Consider the following 17,075-nt stretch of genomic DNA (forward strand, 5'->3'; position numbering starts at 1 on the left):
ACAACAATGTCCAAGAAAATTTTCGTAACCGACACCATCCTGCGCGACGCTCACCAATCGCTGCTCGCCACCCGCATGCGCACTGAAGACATGCTGCCGATCTGCGACAAGCTCGATAAGGTCGGCTACTGGTCGCTGGAGTGCTGGGGCGGTGCGACGTTCGACGCCTGCGTGCGCTTTCTGAAAGAAGACCCGTGGGAGCGTCTGCGCCAACTGCGCGCCGCGCTGCCCAACACCCGTCTGCAAATGCTTCTGCGCGGGCAGAACCTGCTGGGCTACCGCCACTACAGCGACGACGTGGTCAAAGCTTTCGTTGCCAAGGCAGCGGTCAACGGCATCGACGTGTTCCGCATCTTCGACGCAATGAACGACGTGCGTAACCTGCGCGTAGCGATCGAAGCGGTGAAGGCTGCCGGCAAACACGCTCAGGGCACCATCGCCTATACCACCAGCCCGGTGCACACCATCGACGCGTTTGTGGCGCAAGCCAAGCAGATGGAAGCCATGGGTTGCGACTCGGTGGCGATCAAGGACATGGCCGGTCTGCTGACACCGTACGCCACCGGCGAACTGGTTCGCGCACTGAAAGCCGAGCAGTCGCTGCCAGTGTTCATCCACTCGCATGACACGGCGGGTCTGGCGGCGATGTGCCAATTGAAAGCCATCGAAAACGGTGCCGATCACATTGATACCGCGATCTCCAGCTTCGCCTCGGGCACCAGCCATCCAGGCACCGAATCGATGGTCGCAGCGCTCAAGGGCACCGAGTACGACACCGGTCTGAACCTGGAGCTGCTGCAGGAAATCGGTCTGTACTTCTACGCCGTGCGCAAGAAGTACCACCAGTTCGAAAGCGAGTTCACCGCCGTCGATACCCGTGTGCAAGTCAACCAGGTACCCGGCGGGATGATCTCCAACCTCGCCAACCAGCTGAAAGAGCAGGGCGCACTGAACCGCATGGCCGAAGTGCTGGCGGAAATCCCGCGGGTGCGTGAAGACCTTGGTTTCCCGCCGCTGGTGACTCCGACTTCGCAGATCGTTGGTACCCAGGCGTTCTTCAACGTGCTGGCCGGCGAGCGTTACAAGACCATCACCAACGAAGTGAAGCTGTACCTGCAGGGCGGTTACGGCAAGGCGCCGGGCGTGGTTAACGAAAAACTGCGTCGTCAGGCCATCGGCAGCGAAGAGGTGATCGACGTACGTCCGGCCGATCTGCTCAAGCCGGAGATGACCAAGCTGCGTGCCGACATTGGCGCACTGGCCAAGTCTGAAGAAGACGTGCTGACTTTCGCCATGTTCCCGGACATCGGCCGCAAATTCCTCGAAGAGCGTGCCGCCGGCACCCTCGTTCCGGAAGTGCTGTTGCCGATCCCTGAGGCCGGCGGTGTGGCGAAGGCCGGTGGCGAAGGCGTACCGACCGAGTTTGTCATCGACGTCCACGGCGAAACCTACCGCGTCGACATCACCGGTGTCGGCGTGAAGGCCGAAGGCAAGCGTCACTTCTACCTGTCCATCGACGGCATGCCGGAAGAAGTGGTGTTCGAACCGCTCAACGAATTTGTCGGCGGTGGCAGCAGCAAACGCAAACAAGCATCGGCACCGGGCCACGTCAGCACCACCATGCCGGGCAACATCGTCGATGTGCTGGTCAAGGAAGGCGACACCGTCAAGGCCGGTCAGGCGGTGCTGATCACCGAAGCGATGAAGATGGAAACCGAAGTTCAGGCAGCGATTGCCGGCAAGGTCACCGCCATCCATGTGGCCAAGGGCGACCGGGTGAATCCTGGCGAAATCCTGATCGAGATCGAAGGCTGAGATAACTGCCGCGATTCAACGTTTTAAACCTCGGGGGGGCATGTGCTCCCCTTTTTTTTCGCCTGCAATATGCCGTTCTCTGTAGGAGCTGCCGAAGGCTCGGGCCTGCGGCAGCTACACGTCGCTTTGTGTCAGAACGCCATGCGCCACTGGCCCATCACGCCGTAACTGCGGCTGTCGCTACCGGCCTCGCCAGTGAGCCCAACGCCCAGAGTGTTACGGGCGGACAGGGTCAGATCCAGACCGGCGTCCAGCGTGAAGCTGTTGCGATCCATCTCGGCCCCGGCGACTTCAAAGCTTCTGCCACCCTTGACCAGTTGCTGGCGCGTTTCGTTATCGAGCTCGCCGTAGGTATGTTTCACGCTGGCGCTGAGACGTGGCGTCAACTGCATGCCGTTGGCCAGGTGACTGGTTTTCGCCAGGCGCAGGCCGACGGTGCTGCTCGGGTTCGCCCGGGTCTGCCCCTGAACCTTGAGCGCCGCATTGCCACCTTTCTCGGTGTAACCATCACGCTGGTAGCGTTGATAACCGACACTGGCGAACGGTTCGAAGCTGACGTTGCCACGTCCCAGGTTGTAGCCGACTTCGGCAAACACCTGCTGGGTGCTGGCGTCATAGCTGCTCTTGAGGCGATCACTGAAACCATTGAAGGCAACGCGACGTTTGCCACTGCCGTCATGACTGCCGTACGCGGCGCCCAGGCGCAGGGCGAACGGGCCGTCCTGACGCAGCGCGTAGGCGCCGAGGTGCCAGCTGTCGAGATCACCGTCGAACTGCCGGGCATCGAAGCGGGTTTGCGCTTTTGCGCCCATCAGGCCGACATGCCATTGCTCGTCGATTCGCCAGTCGGCCCCCATGATCAGACCTTGAGTGGAATGCTTCAGGACACTGTCGGCGTCCCGGTCGACCTTGCCGCCATGCCCCAGCGCTTGCAGCCAGACCCGTCCATTGCCTTCGTCGGAAGCAGCCAGACGTGGTGCATTCCCTGAGCTCCGCGCTCCATTGGCGCTGTCCAGTTGATGCATGGCCGAAAGCATGCTGGCGCTGAGCGGATTGACGCTGCTCAGTGTGGCTTTGGCGAGGTTGGCGTTGCTGCCGGCGGCGAGTTGTTCGAGAGCCACGCTGGCCGTTGGCTTGCTGGCGCCGAGCAGGGCCGTGACGGCAGTATTTTGAGGTGTGGCCGCGCCCATGGCTGTGCTTGGTTGGCGAGATACCGCAGGTTCTTGAGGTTGCTGAGGTTGCTGAGGTTGCTGAGGTTGCTGAGGGGTGGAGGGTGTCTCGTCAATGCTTTGCGCGAGCGCCTGACTATTCTGCGTGGTCGCAAGGTTTTCGAGCGGCACATCGTTACGGGCATAGAGCAAGCCCACTCGTTGTGTTTCGTAGTGCAGCGTCGGGGTCATGTATGCCAGATCGTTTTCAACGGTGCCGAACTGTCCCTCAATCTTTCCCGCTTCCAGAACGGTGTGCTGACTGCTTTGCGGGTAGTCGCCGGCGGTGACGAGTTTCAGGGTGGCGTCACCCAAATGAGCAGTTCCCTTGACGATCACGGTCGGACTGTTACCGGAGGCATCCACGGCATAGGCCAGCACGGCAGAACGGGTCAGGCGCAGATCTCCCGCGACCTTGGGGGCGCCGTAGACATCGTCGACGGTCATGCGTCCGTACACGTTCAAATGATTAACCGCACCATTCCCGGCTATATGGCCGTTTTCCTGAACCTCCACCATGCCGTCAATCAGGCCCTGGTTGGTCAGGTCGCCGCCAGACGCGACAGTGGCGCCGCCATTGATCGCCCCTTTGTTGATCAAGATGCCCTCGGTCACTGCCGAGCCCAGAATTTGCCCTTCATTGACCAGCAGAGCCTTCGGATGAACCAGTACACCGAGGCTGAAATCACCCGGTCCGCTGCGGGTCCAGCTCCCGCGCCTGACCTCCAGCCCACTGAAGTTACGGGTTTCACCCAGCACGCCTTTCCTGTTCGCGTCGAGTTGCAGCAGGTTATCGCCCCCGCCACCGTCGACCAGGCCGGCGAAGCTGCCCCGAGATTGCACGGTGACAAGGTCATTGCGCTCATCAAGCGCCAGCGCCACACCCTCCTGTGCCGGATAGGCTTTGCTGACCTTCAGTTGGACGGTTTCCGGATGATTGGTGAAAGCGTTGATCGCTGATTTGAATGCTTCAGGGGATGCGCGAGAGATGCCTTGAGTGTCGGGCGGTGCGTCCTGAGCCATGGACAGATCGGCACATCCCATGGCCAAAGCAATGGCTAATGTCAGGTGTTTTGGTCGAAAGTGGAATTGAACGGGCATCGAGTTCAGCCTCTCGTGGAAGGAGGCCAAACTCTAAGTTGGAGCCGGCAGGCGCCGATGTCAGCCGGATCGCTCGGTGCTGCGGGCTGCGTCTGTTTGATCTTCGGAAAAGAGCGGCTCGACAAAAATTGGCGGATTACGTCGTGACGTCGCGTTGTCTTTTCCTACAAATTGAATTGCCATTAGCCGCTTGTGATGATCAGAAATTCATTTGCCAGTGCCGATCAACCCGTGGTTGCGACTGTTGCTTCCAATCTCGCCGCTGCAGGGCGAGAAAGGCATGGATGGAGGGCCTTTTGTTACTAGCGGGCGGTCCGTAAATCGAGGGGTTCTTACAGAATGAAGTCGGAGGATGACCTGCATTATTTTGCGTTCAGATGATCTTAAGCTCAGTCGTATCTGCATTTTGTTGCAGATTGCAACGCCCCATCATCCGTCGAAATGCACTATATTGCATCTGCGGGCAATAAATCGCCTGTTTGAATGCAATTAAATGCAGGTGTCGAGACATGTACGACCTGACATTACAGATATTCAGTGCTGGAAAATGGCACGACGCAATGATTCTCAGGTTCGACAATCCTGAAAAGGGGTTCGAAAGTCGCTGCAGCTTCGGCTACGAGACGCCATACCTTGTCGAAAATATTGAAGCCACAGGCTCTCCGTTTTCCAAGGCCGTCAGTGCGTTGTATCCATTGGATTGGGAAGGGCGACGCTCCAGTACGCCCGCATTTGTCTATGACATTGCCCCCGCAGGAGCGGCAAAAAGATTTCTGCTTGCGCGTCTGGGGCAGGAGAAACCGGCGCATATCGGTGCCGATCTGTATCTGCTCGGCCAGAGCACTCCAGCTCCCATTGGCAATATGCGCATAAAAGAGTCGGCCGAGGCTGTCGATGAGCGTGAGCCCATCGGATTCAAGCGTGAGGATGTTGTTCACCGCGACAGTCGCTTTCTGGAATATGCCTATGAGCAAGGTGCGGCAATTGGTGGTGCTACAGGGGCAGGCGGTGAAGCACCGAAGCTATTGTTGACTGAAAACAAGGCCGGCCTTTTGTACCCCGATGCGGTATTGGGCGATGAAGAGGTCAGGCAGCATTGGTTTATAAAATTTGCCAGAAACAAAGGAAGTCTGGTCGATCAAGATATCCTGCGCAGCGAGTTCCATTACTACAAGGCGCTTCAGAAACTCGGCATTGAAACGATCGCGGTAGAAGGTTTGGCACTAGAAGAGGCGAGTAAGCCGAGCTTGTGGATGCAGCGCTTTGATCGAGAAGTAACGAACGGTGAAGTCAGTCGTTTTGCTGTCGAGTCGATTTATTCACTGGCTCAAGTAACGGCGCCGGGAAGTGCAATGAACCATATGGATGTCATCCGCATGCTCGCCGGGCTCTGGCGAAAAGCAGGACAGGCCAGTCAGATTCCCGCACTGGTGACGGATTACTTACGTCGGGACCTGATCAACAAGATCCTCGGTAACTCGGATAACCATGGTCGTAACACCGCGATAATTCGCCAGGAAAGTTCGTTTCGTCTGGCGCCGATCTATGACTTGGCCCCGATGGTCATGGATGACGAGGGTGTGACCCGTACAACCAAATGGCCAAAAGATCTGGAGAGGGCGGGAGAGGTCGATTGGCGGGGAGTGTGCCGCGCATTGGCTGATATCACCGATCCCAAAGACCCTTTGGCAGGTTTGACTGACGCATCAGATCCTTTCGAACGCTTGCGTGAAGATGCCCAGCGTCTGGCGGCGCTCCCCGACATATTGACGGCGAGCGGTTTGCCCGACAGAACGATGAGCCACCCAGGAATCCATCTGAAAAATCTGGAGCAACGTTTGAAAGGGTGGGATCTGAAATGAGCATGACAGTAGCCGAGCGCACGGTGCTCATCGAAAACATTCAAGAGGCGCTGGCCCAAGGGACACTGGAGATCGGTGAAGCGGTTCGTCGTCTACGCGTGGAAGTGACCGGTCTGCATCAAACCCAGTTTGCCAGGATGTGCAAAATATCGGTTCGCACGCTGGTGCATATCGAGCATGGCGAGGGCAATCAGACATTGAAATCGTTGAATGCGGTGTTTCGTCCGTTTGGACTGAAAATGGGCGTGGTGCGGATCCGACGAGAGATCAATTAAAACCCGACGCTGGCGCAAGGTGCTGATTACCCTAGCTACGCCGCACATAAGCCTTGCCGTAATGCCGCTCCATACGCGCCTGGATCAGCTCCAGACCGATCGACATCAGCCAGTAAATGATCGCCGCCGTGGTCAGCATCTCGATATAGCGGTAGCTCGAGCGTCCGTAAGACTGCGCCAGAAACATCACTTCCCAGACGCCCATCACCGAGATCAGTGACGAGTCCTTGAGCATCGAGATGAACTGGTTGGTGGTCGGCGGGATGATCGTGCGCATCGCCTGGGGCAGGGTGATGCGCCAGAAGATCACGCTCTCGCGCATGCCCAGCGCCAGCGAAGCTTCGCGTTGGCCGTAGGGCACGCCGAGGATACCGGCGCGGAAAATTTCGCTGAGGTAGGCGCCGTAGTTAAGTGACAGGGCAATGATCCCCGCCACCACCGCGCCGGGCACCACACCCAGTTGCGGCAGGCCGAGGTAGATCAGCAGGATCTGGATCAGCAGCGGCGTGCCGCGAAAGAACGAGGTGTAGAAACTGGCGATCCCGAATGCCACGGCGCTTTTCGACAGGCGCGCCAGAGCGGTGACGAAGCCCAGCAAGGACGAGGCGACGATCGCGCAGGCGCAGAGAAACAGGGTCAGTGCCGCGCCCTGCAGAAAGCCGTTGGGCGCCAGGTGCACGCCGAGCAGATTCGGCAGCTTGTCGAGGATGATCGAGAGCTTCAGGTCGAAGCTGAGGAAAAAACCGGCAAACAGGCTGAACATCGCCGCCCAGGTCAGGTACAGGCGCGTGCGGAAACCAAGCAGCCGTTGCAGGCGCGATTCAGCCACCGGTTGCGGCGGCTGTGGAGGTGTCGGGAAGGCAGTCATTGGCTGATATCGGCGCCGATCCATTTCTGCGACAGCTTGCTCAGCGTGCCGTCCTGCTTGAGTTGCGCAAACACCTCGCGCACTTTGGCGTCCCACTCGGCATCACCCTTTTCGATGGCCACCGAGTTAGGTTCCGAGTACAGCGGCGCGCCGGCCAGTTTGAAGCGCTGGTCCTGATTCAGGCGCGGCTGCGCGGTCACCAGGTTGGTGAGGATGGCGTCCAGGCGCACACCGGCGCCCAGGCCCAGGTCCTGGAAGGCAACGTTGTCGGTATCGTACGGAGCGATCTGCACATCCTCGAACGGGTACTCCAGACGCGTGTCTTCGGCGCCTTCGATGACCAGATTCTTGTTCAGATAGCTTTCGTAGCTGGAGGCGCTGGTCAGGCCGACTTTCTTGCCGCTCAAGTCTTTGGCGCCGTGGATGCGATCGTCCTTGGCGTTGACCACGATCACGGCGGGCGAGGCGTAGTACTCGACCGGAAAATCGAACACTTCGGCGCGCGCCTTGCTCGGGGTCATGGAGCAGATGCAGATGTCATAGCGCCCGCTCCAGCGGCCGGCAGCGATCACGTCCCAGGATGGTGTTTCGAGGCGCAGCTTGACCCCCAGCTTGTCCGCAACGGCTTTGGCGACGTCCACGTCGAAGCCGTCGAGCTGATTCTGCTCATTGAGAAACGAGAAGGGTGGGTAGCTTTCCATCAGCACGCCGACCAGTTGTTTTTTCTGTTCGACGCGATCGAGTGTGGCGCCGCCGAAGGCTTGAGTGGACGCGGCCAGAATCGTCAGGCCCAAGGCCAGTAGCGGTTGAAGTTTCACAGTCGACACCTGAAAAAAAGGGGTTGTTATTAACCGAATGGTGCGTATTAAATAGTTATAAGAACTACTCTGGTAGTGAGTAATTTTCATAAGCATATGAGCGAAAAGCATATGGGCACAGCAAGCACGGTAATTCTCGATGGCGGCATGGGCCGTGAGTTGCAACGCGCCGGGGCGCCGTTTCGGCAGCCCGAGTGGTCGGCGCTGGCCCTGATCGAAGCACCGCAAGCTGTCGAAGCGGTGCACGCCGCCTACATCGCCAGCGGCGCCAATGTGATCACCAGCAACAGCTATGCGGTCGTGCCGTTTCACATCGGCGAGGCGCGGTTTGCCGCTGAAGGTCAGGCACTGGCGGCGTTGGCCGGAGAGCTGGCGCAGCGTGCGGTGCAGGCCTCGGGCAAAGCGGTGCGAGTGGCCGGTTCGTTGCCGCCGCTGTTCGGCTCCTATCGCCCGGATCTGTTCGAAGCGGCGCGGGTGAACGAATTGCTGACGCCACTGGTGACCGGCCTGGCGCCACATGTCGACCTGTGGCTCGCGGAAACCCAGAGCTCGATCATCGAGGCGCGTTCCATTCGCGCCGGTCTGCCGCAGGACGGCAAACCGTTCTGGCTGTCGTTTACTTTGAAGGATGAAGACACCGATGAGGTGCCGCGTCTGCGTTCCGGCGAACCGGTGGCCGAAGCAGCGGCGGTGGCGGCGGAATTGGGCGTCGAGACGCTGCTGTTCAACTGCAGCCAGCCGGAAGTGATCGGTGCGGCGATTGATGCGGCGCGCGATACCTTCGAACGCCTGGGTGTGCAGATTCATATCGGCGCGTATGCCAATGCGTTTCCACCGCAACCGAAAGAGGCGACCGCTAACGACGGTCTCGACCCGCTGCGCGACGATCTGGATCCGCCAGGGTATCTGCACTGGGCGAAGGATTGGCAGCAGCGTGGTGCCAGTCACCTGGGCGGTTGCTGCGGGATCGGCCCGGAACACATCGCGGTGCTGGCGCAAAAGTTGGGGTAAACAACAGATCAAAAGATCGCAGCCTGCGGCAGCTCCTACATGGGATTGACGTTCACCCTGTAGGAGTTGCCGCAGGCTGCGATCTTTTACATTTACAGACTCAGGAACGGCACTCGATCAAACCTTTCACCTGCCCGGTCGGCGTCTGGTTGGCATCGCTCAACCACTGCTCGAACCCTGTCGCAATCGCCGGCCACTCCGAATCCACAATCGAATACCACGCGGTATCGCGGTTCTGGCCCTTGACCACCATGTGCTGACGGAACACGCCTTCGAAGCTGAAGCCCAGGCGTTCGGCGGCGTATTTGGAGCGGGCGTTGCCGTTGTTGCACTTCCACTCCAGGCGACGATAGCCCTGTTCGAAGGCGTATTTGGCCAACAGGTAAACCGCTTCGGTACTCTTCGGTGAACGTTGCATTGGCGCACCGAAGGTGACGTGGCCGATCTCGATGCGCCCCTGCGCCGGGACGATCGACATCAGGCTCAGAATGCCTTGCACCTGGCCCGTGACGCGGTCGATCACGCTGAAGAAATACGGATCGCTGCTGGCCGCATGGTTGTTCAGCCAGTCATTGAAAACGCTGCGTTGCGGGAACGGCCCATAGGGCAAGTAATCCCACAGCTTCGGGTCGGCGCCGGGGCCTTCGAGCGCGTTGAACAACTCGTCGCCGTGGCGCGCCGGGTCGAGGCGTTCCAGGCGGATGAACCGGCCTTCGAGCAAGGTGGCGGTGGGGGCGGGGACGCCTTTCCAGTCGGCAAGTGCAGTGGTCATGTACGCGGCTCCTTAAATGGCTTTGCGAAACTGGATGAATCCCGGGCGCTCGGCGATGCGCTCGTAGAGCTGAATCGCGGTGGCATTGGTTTCGTGGGTCAGCCAATGCACTTTGCAGCAACCGTCGGCCTTGGCAGTGGCGTAGACGTGTTCGATCAGCAAGCGACCGACGCCGGTGCCACGAGTCTCCGGTGCCACCAACAGATCCTGCAAGTAGCAGGAGTTTTCGATGCTCCAATTGGAGCGGTGATAAATGAAATGCACCATGCCCACTGCTTTGCCGTCAGCCCAGGCGAGGGCGGCGTGGGTTGGCTCACTCGCGTCGAGGAAACGCTGCCAGGTGCTGTGCGTGACGGCGTCCGGCAACTCGGTATTGTAGAAGCGCAGGTAGGCCTGCCACAGCGGCAACCAGGCGGCGTGATCACCGGCGGTCACCGGGCGGATCTGGATCTGACTCATGCTGATTTCCTTAACGCATCAAGTGGGCGAGGGTTCGGTCGGCGATGTCGGGGCTGGCAGCCAGGCCTTCGCGCACGCCGGCAATGTCTTCGGCGCTGCGGTTCTGGCTGAGCTTGCGCTTGCCTTCGAGGCGGTCGATGGGAATGGCGAAACCGACGATGGCCTTGAGCATGCCGTCGATGTAGTCGGCCGGCGCATCGTCGACCTTCCACGGTTGTGCGCGACCGGCTTCATGGCGATCAGTCAGCGTGCTGACGATGTCGAGCAGGCGCCCGCCGTCGCTGAAGGTTTCGGCGTGGCCGTAGGCGTGCACGGCGACGTAGTTCCAGGTCGGCACGACTTTGCCGTGCTCGGCCTTGCTCGGGTAAAACCCCGGGCTGACGTAGGCGTCGGGGCCGGCAAAAATCAGCATCGCTTCAGCGCCGTCGCGCAGGTCTTTCCATTGCGGATTGGCTTTGGCCAGGTGCCCGTACAGCGTGCCGTTCGGACCCTGTTCGCGGTGCAGCAGCACTGGCACGTGGCTGGCTTGCAGGCCGTTTTCACCATGACTCACCAGAATCGCGAGGCGAGTGGCGAGGATCAGTTCGTGCAGTTGCGACAGTTCGTCGATGGCAAAGGCGCGGGGCGTGTACATGGATAGATTTTCCTTGGCGAATGCCTGCATCCTAGGCAGGCTATTGGTCTGTTGTAAGAGCCATTGATGACCAATTTCATAGGTCCATTGTCATGCCCGAATCGCCCACGCTGTCCATGCCGTTTAATCCGGCCGGTATCGAGCTCGACCGCCGTCAGGGTTTGAGCCGCCAGCTCTATCAGGCGCTGCGCCTGCGGGTGCTGGACGGGCGTCTGGCCAGTGGCACGCGGCTGCCGGCCAGCCGTGATCTGGCGGCGGCATTGGCGATTTCCCGCAACAGCGTGGTGCGCGCCTACGATCAGTTGTACGCCGAAGGCTTCATCGAGGGCCGCGTCGGGGACGGCACGTATGTGGCGCAATTGCCGCACAGCGCATTGCCCACGAAAAAACTATCCACAAAAGTATCCACAGGGTTTTCAACAAGCTTACCCACAGCCTTATCCACAAATTGGCTGGATTTACCTGTGGTTCCATCCAGTAAAGTTATCCACAGCGACGCATTGCAGCGGGTTGAAAACAATCATCTGGCCCTGCCGCCCAGTGGTCCGCCGCGCGCCTTTCGGGTCGGCGTTCCAGCCTTCGATCTGTTCCCGTTTGACGTCTGGGCCAAGCTGAACGCGGCTTTCTGGCGCAAGCCGGATTTGCAGCAGTTGTGTTATGGCGATCCGGCGGGCGATGCGCGGTTGCGCGGGATGATCGCGGCCTATTTGCGCAGCTCACGGGGCATGCAGTGCACGGCTGAGCAAATTGTGATCACCAGTGGCGCACAGCAGGGCATAAGCCTTTGTGCACAGTTGCTGGTAGCGCCGGGCGACGGCGTAGCGATTGAAAATCCCGGGTATCGAGCGGCCGGTCATGCCTTCGCCGTGGCCGGTGCCCGGTTGCACGGGGTGGCGGTGGACAGCGAGGGAATCGACTGCCAGCAACTGGCAGGACTGACCGATTGTCGCCTGACCTATGTCACGCCATCCCACCAGTACCCCACGGGGGTGGTAATGAGTCTGGCCCGCCGCCTCGAATTGCTGGCCTGGGCCGAGCGCACGCAGGGCTGGATCGTCGAGGATGATTACGATGGCGAGTATCGCTACAGCGGCGCGCCGCTGGCGCCTTTGGCCGCTCTCGATCGACAGGGGCGAGTGCTGTATGTCGGCACGTTCGGCAAGGTCGCGTTCCCGGCATTGCGCCTGGGGTATCTGGTGTTGCCGCCGGGGTTGGTGGAGGCATTTGCGCAAAGGCGTGCGGTGGATGTGCGTCACTCCGAAGTCAGTACCCAAGCGGTGATGGCCGAGTTCATGGCCGCCGGGCATTTCCAGCGCCACATCCGACGCATGCGCCGCGCGGCGCTGAGCCGACGCAATGTCCTGCTCGGTGGCTGGCCGCAGAATATTGCGGGCGTCGGCCAGTTGCCCGGCGTTGCCGCCGGGTTGCACCTGACCGTACCGGTCGCCAGTGTGGCGCGTGAAAGCCAACTGATCGAACTGGCGCGTAGCGTTGACGTCGAGATCAATGGTCTGAGCAGCTATTGGCTGCCTGATTCCACGACCCCGGTCGACCAGCGCGCCGGACTGGTGCTGGGCTTTGCCGCGGTGCCTGAGCGCGCAATCGAAGCGGCGCTCGAGCGTTTGCGAATCGTGTGGCACACCCTCTGAAGCGGGCGCAGATCGATGCGCCCGACGGTGGCATCACGGTTGTGCTTCGAGTTGCAGGAACAGGCTCGGATCGCCAATCCGGCGCAGCACGTAGTCGATGGGTGTCAGAGCAGTCAGGGCCTGTCGACGTTCTGCGCTGAGGGTCTTCAAATGCGCATCGGCGATTTTCAGGTGCGCCGCGGTGAATTGTTCCGGCGCGGCTTCGGGCGAGTCGTAGTGAAAATGCGCGAGCCATAACGGCTGATCATGCTGGGTGCTGTCGAGTATCTGATACTCCTGAAAGTAATCCTGGCGCTTTTTGGTCTTGATCCGGCCTTTGGTGTTCCTGACGATCCGGACCTGATGATTGTCCAGCAACCATTGCAAATAGGCTTGTCGAGGCTGGCGATCCTTGAGCAGACTGGCGCGCACGGCGATGCCTTGAGCGCGTAACCGGATCGCCGCACTGTTGAGTTCCGCACTCAAATTGCCCACCGGCAACCGCGTGCCGCCGGAGGCGACAATGCGGGCCTGCGCCTGTTCGACGCTGACCGCAATCTGCTCCAGTCGCCGCGCCTGCTGATCGAACAGATCCTGCATGTCTGCCGGTATACGGTTGGGCTTCAGAGCGTCACGACGGGTTCGGTCAATGAACGCCTGCACTCGCTCATTCTGGGTCAGGGCATCGGCAATGAACTCGATGTCGCCCACGTGCGTCGTCGGGGAGGCGGTAGGTCTGACGGGAAGCATTTCCTCCAGAGGCGATTCGCTGGCGGCTGCAGGTTTGGCGGGCGCAGGGTCACGAGGCCGGCTCTTGGTGACCTTGGCAACCGGCCGGGACGGTCCTGCGACAGAGGGGCCTGGTGTGACCGGCGTGCTGCTTGCTCCGGTTTCCGGCAGCAGTTCGCTCAGTTGCTCCTGCGCCAGTTGTCTGAATTCGCCGAGCAGGCTCCTTAGCCGCGCCAGTTCTGCCGCGACCACCATGCCCGGGTATTCGCCTGGCAAGTCCCCCAGACGCTGATCGGCATCGACATAGACATCGATCAGTCGGCTCAGACGATCAATGCGCAGCGCAGTGCTGTCGCCGTTGTCGGGTTTCCTGATCAGGGCGGCATGGCGGTGTGTGGCGGTGGCGGCTTCGATTATCAGCCAACCGGTGGCTTCCCGCGCCGCTTCGGTGGCTGTTTCCTGCATGCACAACTCGTGAGACATGCCGATGGCATTGGATTTCAGATCCCACTGGTTAAACGCCGGGAGCAGTTGGCGCAAGCGTTGCGCGGTGGTCATGCCTGCACTGCCGATGGTGTCGAGAGTTTCCAAGGAGGTACGGGACAGCTGCAGGCGGGCGATCATGTCCTGGCTCAACGCCAGAGCCTGGTGCAGTTCCTCGTTGTAACTTTGCAGCGCTTGCGGTGTATCGATGACCGTGTGTTGAGCCAATTTACGGGTCAATACTGCGTAAGCGTTGCGTTTGAGAACGAACCAGAGGCTGAGGTTTTTTTGCAGCAAAGTGGTCATGCGCTGCAATTCGACGAAATAGCCGTCGCTCCCCCCTTTGAGGCGCCATTGGCCGAGTATTTTCAAGGCCTCGTCGTAATCCCCGATCAGCTTTTCGACGTGTTCAAGGTAACGCCGGGTCGCCTCTTCGTGGGCTTGTCCGGAGGCGCCAAGCATGGCTGACTGGGCTTGTTCCAGAGCAGCGTTGCCGACGGCTTCCTGACTTCTGAATGCCTCCAGAGCCGCACCGAGCTGGTTCCTCTGGGTTTCCTTTTCCTTGCGCTGGGCCTTGAGCTGACTTTGCAGGCTGGTGCCCCCGGCGCCCCCGCGCAGACGCAGTCGGGTATCCACGAACCATTGGCCTTGCTGGTTGTGAATCAGCAGCGGACCGGTTTTTGACGGTGTCTGCGGATCAACGATTTGCACCTGCTGGTCATCGTTTTCAATCACGCGGAACCAGCGATCGCCCGCCTGCGCGTAGGTGCTGGTAGCGAGGCGATACAGGGTCGCCTTGCCGCGCAGCAGGGTTTCCACAGCGGCTGCCGTGAGGTCGGGCGCCGGCACGGCCAGAGTATTCAGAAACGTTGCCAAGGCACCGGGCGAGCGACGGGGCACCGAGCCGTAGGCCTCAAGCGAGGAGTAATGGCTGGCCGGGAGTGGGTCACTCAACAGCGTGGTGACGTGTGTAACCGTGGGCGGGACAGGCGCTTGTGCAGGGGCGGTCTGGATCCGGGGCAGTCCTTCGCTTTCGATATCGCTTGCGCCTTCGCTGCGTAACGCTGTGCGGGGGCCGGTTGTGCGTTGGGTGGCCGCATGATGGGCCAGGATCATGCCCAGGTTCAGCAACATATCGGCAACGGCGCTCCACTGGGCGTGGGTATCGCCACGGTTGTGGGCATCCACGACCTGATCGATTTCGCTGATGCTTTGCCAGACCCAGATCGCCGCGCCTGCCGGGCCGCAGAGAAAGTTCGCGGCAACGTTGAACAACGCCCACCCGCTGTCTCGCAGCAAGGCCCAGCGGCGTTGCGCATTGGACAACGACTGTCGGTCGGCGAGTTCGGCCATCGCCAGTGCATGGGTCTTGAACAGCACCGGGAACACGTCGCCAGTCAGCGCCGTGGAGGCAAGCCCGACCGGCCCGGCCCACTTGACGCTGGTCCAGGGCTCGGCGAGCAATTGCGCGCCCAGCCACGGACTGGGCAGACCGATGGGGAAGGTGTATTGGGCATATTTGAAGCTGGTTTGCGAATCCGCCAGCCACGCCAGCACCGAGTCTCTCAGTTCGCCTGGCTGATGGACGGCGTACAGCAGGTTTTGCGTTGAGGGGAATTGCAGCAATGGCTGCTCAAGCAGCGGACGATACAGCAGGCATGGCCCGGCTCCAGAAAGACGCGGGGCAATGATGAACATGTTGGTGACAACATCGCCAACAGTCTCCCCGGCATGGATAAACGTCAGCGGGCGAATGACCACAGTGTGTGGATGGCCCGGAGTCGGTTTGAGCCACTCCTGAACGCAGCGATAACCCTGCTCATCCACGCCGCCGAGGCGACGCAGCTTGGATTCCAGTGCAATCAGCGGCAGCAGTGCGTGCAACTGGCGGAGGTAAAAGCGCTGCTGCAGGGGGGCCTGCAGCGGATCGTTGATCAGTCTGTCCCTGATCAATCCGGGGTAGACCTCACCCATGTCGATCTTGTTTGCCATCTTCGTCAGGTAGGCGACAGTCAGCCACTGCGGCAGCGCTTGTGGCGGGTCGAATTGCAGCGTCGCCAGATACGGCGTGCGGTTTTGCAAGGCGTACTCGCCCAGGGTTTCGACATGGGTGTCATGCGGATCGGGCAGTGTCACGCCTCCCGATTCGAAGCTGTTGGTGATGCGGATTTGCAATTTGTCCAAAGGCAGCCCGGCCGCCGATGGCTGATCGGCAATGATCGCCTCACGCATGCAATTGTGCGCATACGTATCGATCGGCGGGATTGGCAACAGCGCCTTGTCTGCCTGCCGGTACAACTGGCCCAGCGCATTGATCGATTGGCTGTATTGATCGAGCTCGGCAGCCGAAGCGTCGAGCAGCCAGTCGGGTATCGAATCATCGAGGTCGATGAGGGTGTTTTTCTGCGGTTCGCTGGCTTGCTCGATCAGGGGCAGAAGGGAGGTACCGTCCTCGGTCTCCTCGTCGAGACTTTGTCGGGTGATTGCCCGGATGGCATCGAGCTGGTTGGCAATCAGGACCCACGCCATGTGGTCGAAAAAATTGCCCTCGGGTTCGAACAACTGCCACTGCAGATTCTGTCCGGCCGGCAACAGTTCGATACGCTGCGGCAGTGATTCACCCAGTTGCTGCAGAGAGTCGAATGTCTCGTAACCATCTTCCACGGTGTACATCATGACCAGATCGCGCAGGCCATAGCGTCCGAAAATCACCACGGCGCCGCCCAGAATCAGGTGCCGGGCAGCGCCTTGAGCATCGACCGAGTCGATGTCGATCAGGCACACGCGGATGTCCGACAGTGTTATGTCGTGACGCTGGCGCTCCTGTTTGTCGGGGCGCCGCGAAATCGCCCGGGCGACCAGACACTGCTCATCGTCCCAGCCCTCGGCGTTATGGACGTTCAGGGCTTCGCGCAGGGCATCGGAGAGTTCTTGCCAGCGCGGCAATTGGCGTCGGGTGCTGTTCCAGTAATCCAGCTGTCGCTCGGCGAAGGCAACAAACAACAGGGGCGCATAATCGTTGAGCAGATCGGCAATGGCCTCGATATCGACATCCATATGCACCACTGGTGTGGCCTGGTGGTTCAAGGTCAGAAAGTGTTCACCCTCCAGATAGTTGGCGCTGGAGCCGTTGAAAAATTGCCGGACGAGTGCCTCTGTCAGTGATTCAAATCGGGTCGGCAGGGCCACTCGTTCCGCGTTCAGCCATTGCCATTGTGGCGTGCCGATCATGGCCTGCTCGGGATCGATCTTGCGTTGTGGATACAGCGCTTCGAGCGCCTGGCGCAGCACTGCGCTGGCGACTTCATCGACCGTGGGCCCGCGACTGGTCTGGTGGACGATCTGGCTCTTTTGCAGCAATGCATGGGTTTCGGTGTTCGCTGAATGCTCAGTCATTGTCATTGTCCTTTTT

Annotated in this window: 12 protein-coding genes; 5 read left to right on the forward strand and 7 right to left on the reverse strand. The window is 60.3% G+C overall.

Features of this window, described 5'->3' with window-relative positions; genetic code table 11:
* Positions 1–6: 6 nt before the first annotated feature.
* The gene (gene oadA / locus H043_RS0100975; RefSeq protein WP_007962245.1) at positions 7–1,815 is read left to right on the forward strand and encodes a sodium-extruding oxaloacetate decarboxylase subunit alpha; all 1,809 of its coding nucleotides are present in this window, start codon (positions 7–9) and stop codon (positions 1,813–1,815) included.
* A gap of 131 nt (positions 1,816–1,946) precedes the next feature.
* On the opposite strand, the gene H043_RS0100980 is transcribed toward oadA, so the two are convergent.
* Positions 1,947–4,124 carry an autotransporter domain-containing protein gene (locus tag H043_RS0100980; protein ID WP_027610346.1) on the reverse strand — a complete coding sequence of 726 codons (2,178 nt, stop codon included), beginning with the start codon at positions 4,122–4,124 and terminating at the stop codon, positions 1,947–1,949.
* Between the two features lie 509 nt (positions 4,125–4,633).
* Between H043_RS0100980 and H043_RS0100985 the strand changes: the two genes are divergently transcribed.
* Positions 4,634–5,986 carry a HipA domain-containing protein gene (locus H043_RS0100985; RefSeq protein ID WP_027610347.1) on the forward strand — a complete coding sequence of 451 codons (1,353 nt, stop codon included), beginning with the start codon at positions 4,634–4,636 and terminating at the stop codon, positions 5,984–5,986.
* Positions 5,983–6,261: a helix-turn-helix domain-containing protein gene (locus tag H043_RS0100990; protein ID WP_027610348.1), complete on the forward strand. Its 279-nt coding sequence runs from the start codon at positions 5,983–5,985 to the stop codon at positions 6,259–6,261. Before H043_RS0100985 ends, H043_RS0100990 begins: the two co-directional genes overlap by 4 nt.
* Positions 6,262–6,292: 31 nt before the next feature.
* On the opposite strand, the gene H043_RS0100995 is transcribed toward H043_RS0100990, so the two are convergent.
* Both H043_RS0100995 and H043_RS0101000 read right to left on the reverse strand, forming a co-directional pair.
* Positions 6,293–7,129, reverse strand: a complete 837-nt coding sequence (locus tag H043_RS0100995) for an amino acid ABC transporter permease (protein WP_027610349.1) — start codon at positions 7,127–7,129, stop codon at positions 6,293–6,295.
* Positions 7,126–7,947: an ABC transporter substrate-binding protein gene (locus H043_RS0101000; RefSeq protein WP_027610350.1), complete on the reverse strand. Its 822-nt coding sequence runs from the start codon at positions 7,945–7,947 to the stop codon at positions 7,126–7,128. The genes H043_RS0100995 and H043_RS0101000 overlap by 4 nt, the downstream gene beginning before the upstream one ends.
* A gap of 111 nt (positions 7,948–8,058) precedes the next feature.
* Here H043_RS0101000 and H043_RS0101005 point away from each other — a divergent pair, with 111 nt between their 5' ends.
* Positions 8,059–8,958 carry a homocysteine S-methyltransferase family protein gene (locus H043_RS0101005; protein WP_027610351.1) on the forward strand — a complete coding sequence of 300 codons (900 nt, stop codon included), beginning with the start codon at positions 8,059–8,061 and terminating at the stop codon, positions 8,956–8,958.
* A gap of 100 nt (positions 8,959–9,058) precedes the next feature.
* On the opposite strand, the gene H043_RS0101010 is transcribed toward H043_RS0101005, so the two are convergent.
* Genes H043_RS0101010 through H043_RS0101020 form a run of 3 tightly spaced genes read right to left on the reverse strand, consistent with a single transcriptional unit; the run spans position 9,059 to position 10,823 of the window.
* Positions 9,059–9,730, reverse strand: a complete 672-nt coding sequence (locus H043_RS0101010; protein WP_027610352.1) for a GNAT family N-acetyltransferase — start codon at positions 9,728–9,730, stop codon at positions 9,059–9,061.
* Between the two features lie 12 nt (positions 9,731–9,742).
* The gene (locus tag H043_RS0101015) at positions 9,743–10,189 is read right to left on the reverse strand and encodes a GNAT family N-acetyltransferase (protein WP_027610353.1); all 447 of its coding nucleotides are present in this window, start codon (positions 10,187–10,189) and stop codon (positions 9,743–9,745) included.
* Between the two features lie 10 nt (positions 10,190–10,199).
* A complete protein-coding gene (locus H043_RS0101020; protein WP_027610354.1) occupies positions 10,200–10,823 on the reverse strand; it encodes an FMN-binding negative transcriptional regulator in 624 nt (207 codons plus the stop codon).
* Between the two features lie 92 nt (positions 10,824–10,915).
* Here H043_RS0101020 and H043_RS0101025 point away from each other — a divergent pair, with 92 nt between their 5' ends.
* Complete coding sequence (locus H043_RS0101025) at positions 10,916–12,472, forward strand: PLP-dependent aminotransferase family protein (RefSeq protein WP_027610355.1); 1,557 nt, start codon at positions 10,916–10,918, stop codon at positions 12,470–12,472.
* A 33-nt stretch (positions 12,473–12,505) separates the two neighbouring features.
* On the opposite strand, the gene H043_RS0101030 is transcribed toward H043_RS0101025, so the two are convergent.
* Positions 12,506–17,059: a hypothetical protein gene (locus H043_RS0101030; RefSeq protein WP_027610356.1), complete on the reverse strand. Its 4,554-nt coding sequence runs from the start codon at positions 17,057–17,059 to the stop codon at positions 12,506–12,508.
* Positions 17,060–17,075 lie beyond the last annotated feature (16 nt).

This window comes from Pseudomonas sp. URIL14HWK12:I6 (assembly GCF_000514195.1).
GTDB lineage: Bacteria > Pseudomonadota > Gammaproteobacteria > Pseudomonadales > Pseudomonadaceae > Aquipseudomonas > Aquipseudomonas putida_A.

Coding starts and splice junctions, on each gene's coding strand:
- H043_RS0101015 (WP_027610353.1), bottom strand. CDS start 10,189: ATGAGTCAGATCCAGATCCGCCCGGTGACCGCCGGTGATCACGCCGCC.
- oadA (WP_007962245.1), top strand. CDS start 7: ATGTCCAAGAAAATTTTCGTAACCGACACCATCCTGCGCGACGCTCAC.
- H043_RS0100990 (WP_027610348.1), top strand. CDS start 5,983: ATGAGCATGACAGTAGCCGAGCGCACGGTGCTCATCGAAAACATTCAA.
- H043_RS0100995 (WP_027610349.1), bottom strand. CDS start 7,129: ATGACTGCCTTCCCGACACCTCCACAGCCGCCGCAACCGGTGGCTGAA.
- H043_RS0100980 (WP_027610346.1), bottom strand. CDS start 4,124: ATGCCCGTTCAATTCCACTTTCGACCAAAACACCTGACATTAGCCATT.
- H043_RS0100985 (WP_027610347.1), top strand. CDS start 4,634: ATGTACGACCTGACATTACAGATATTCAGTGCTGGAAAATGGCACGAC.
- H043_RS0101025 (WP_027610355.1), top strand. CDS start 10,916: ATGCCCGAATCGCCCACGCTGTCCATGCCGTTTAATCCGGCCGGTATC.
- H043_RS0101030 (WP_027610356.1), bottom strand. CDS start 17,059: ATGACTGAGCATTCAGCGAACACCGAAACCCATGCATTGCTGCAAAAG.
- H043_RS0101010 (WP_027610352.1), bottom strand. CDS start 9,730: ATGACCACTGCACTTGCCGACTGGAAAGGCGTCCCCGCCCCCACCGCC.
- H043_RS0101005 (WP_027610351.1), top strand. CDS start 8,059: ATGGGCACAGCAAGCACGGTAATTCTCGATGGCGGCATGGGCCGTGAG.
- H043_RS0101020 (WP_027610354.1), bottom strand. CDS start 10,823: ATGTACACGCCCCGCGCCTTTGCCATCGACGAACTGTCGCAACTGCAC.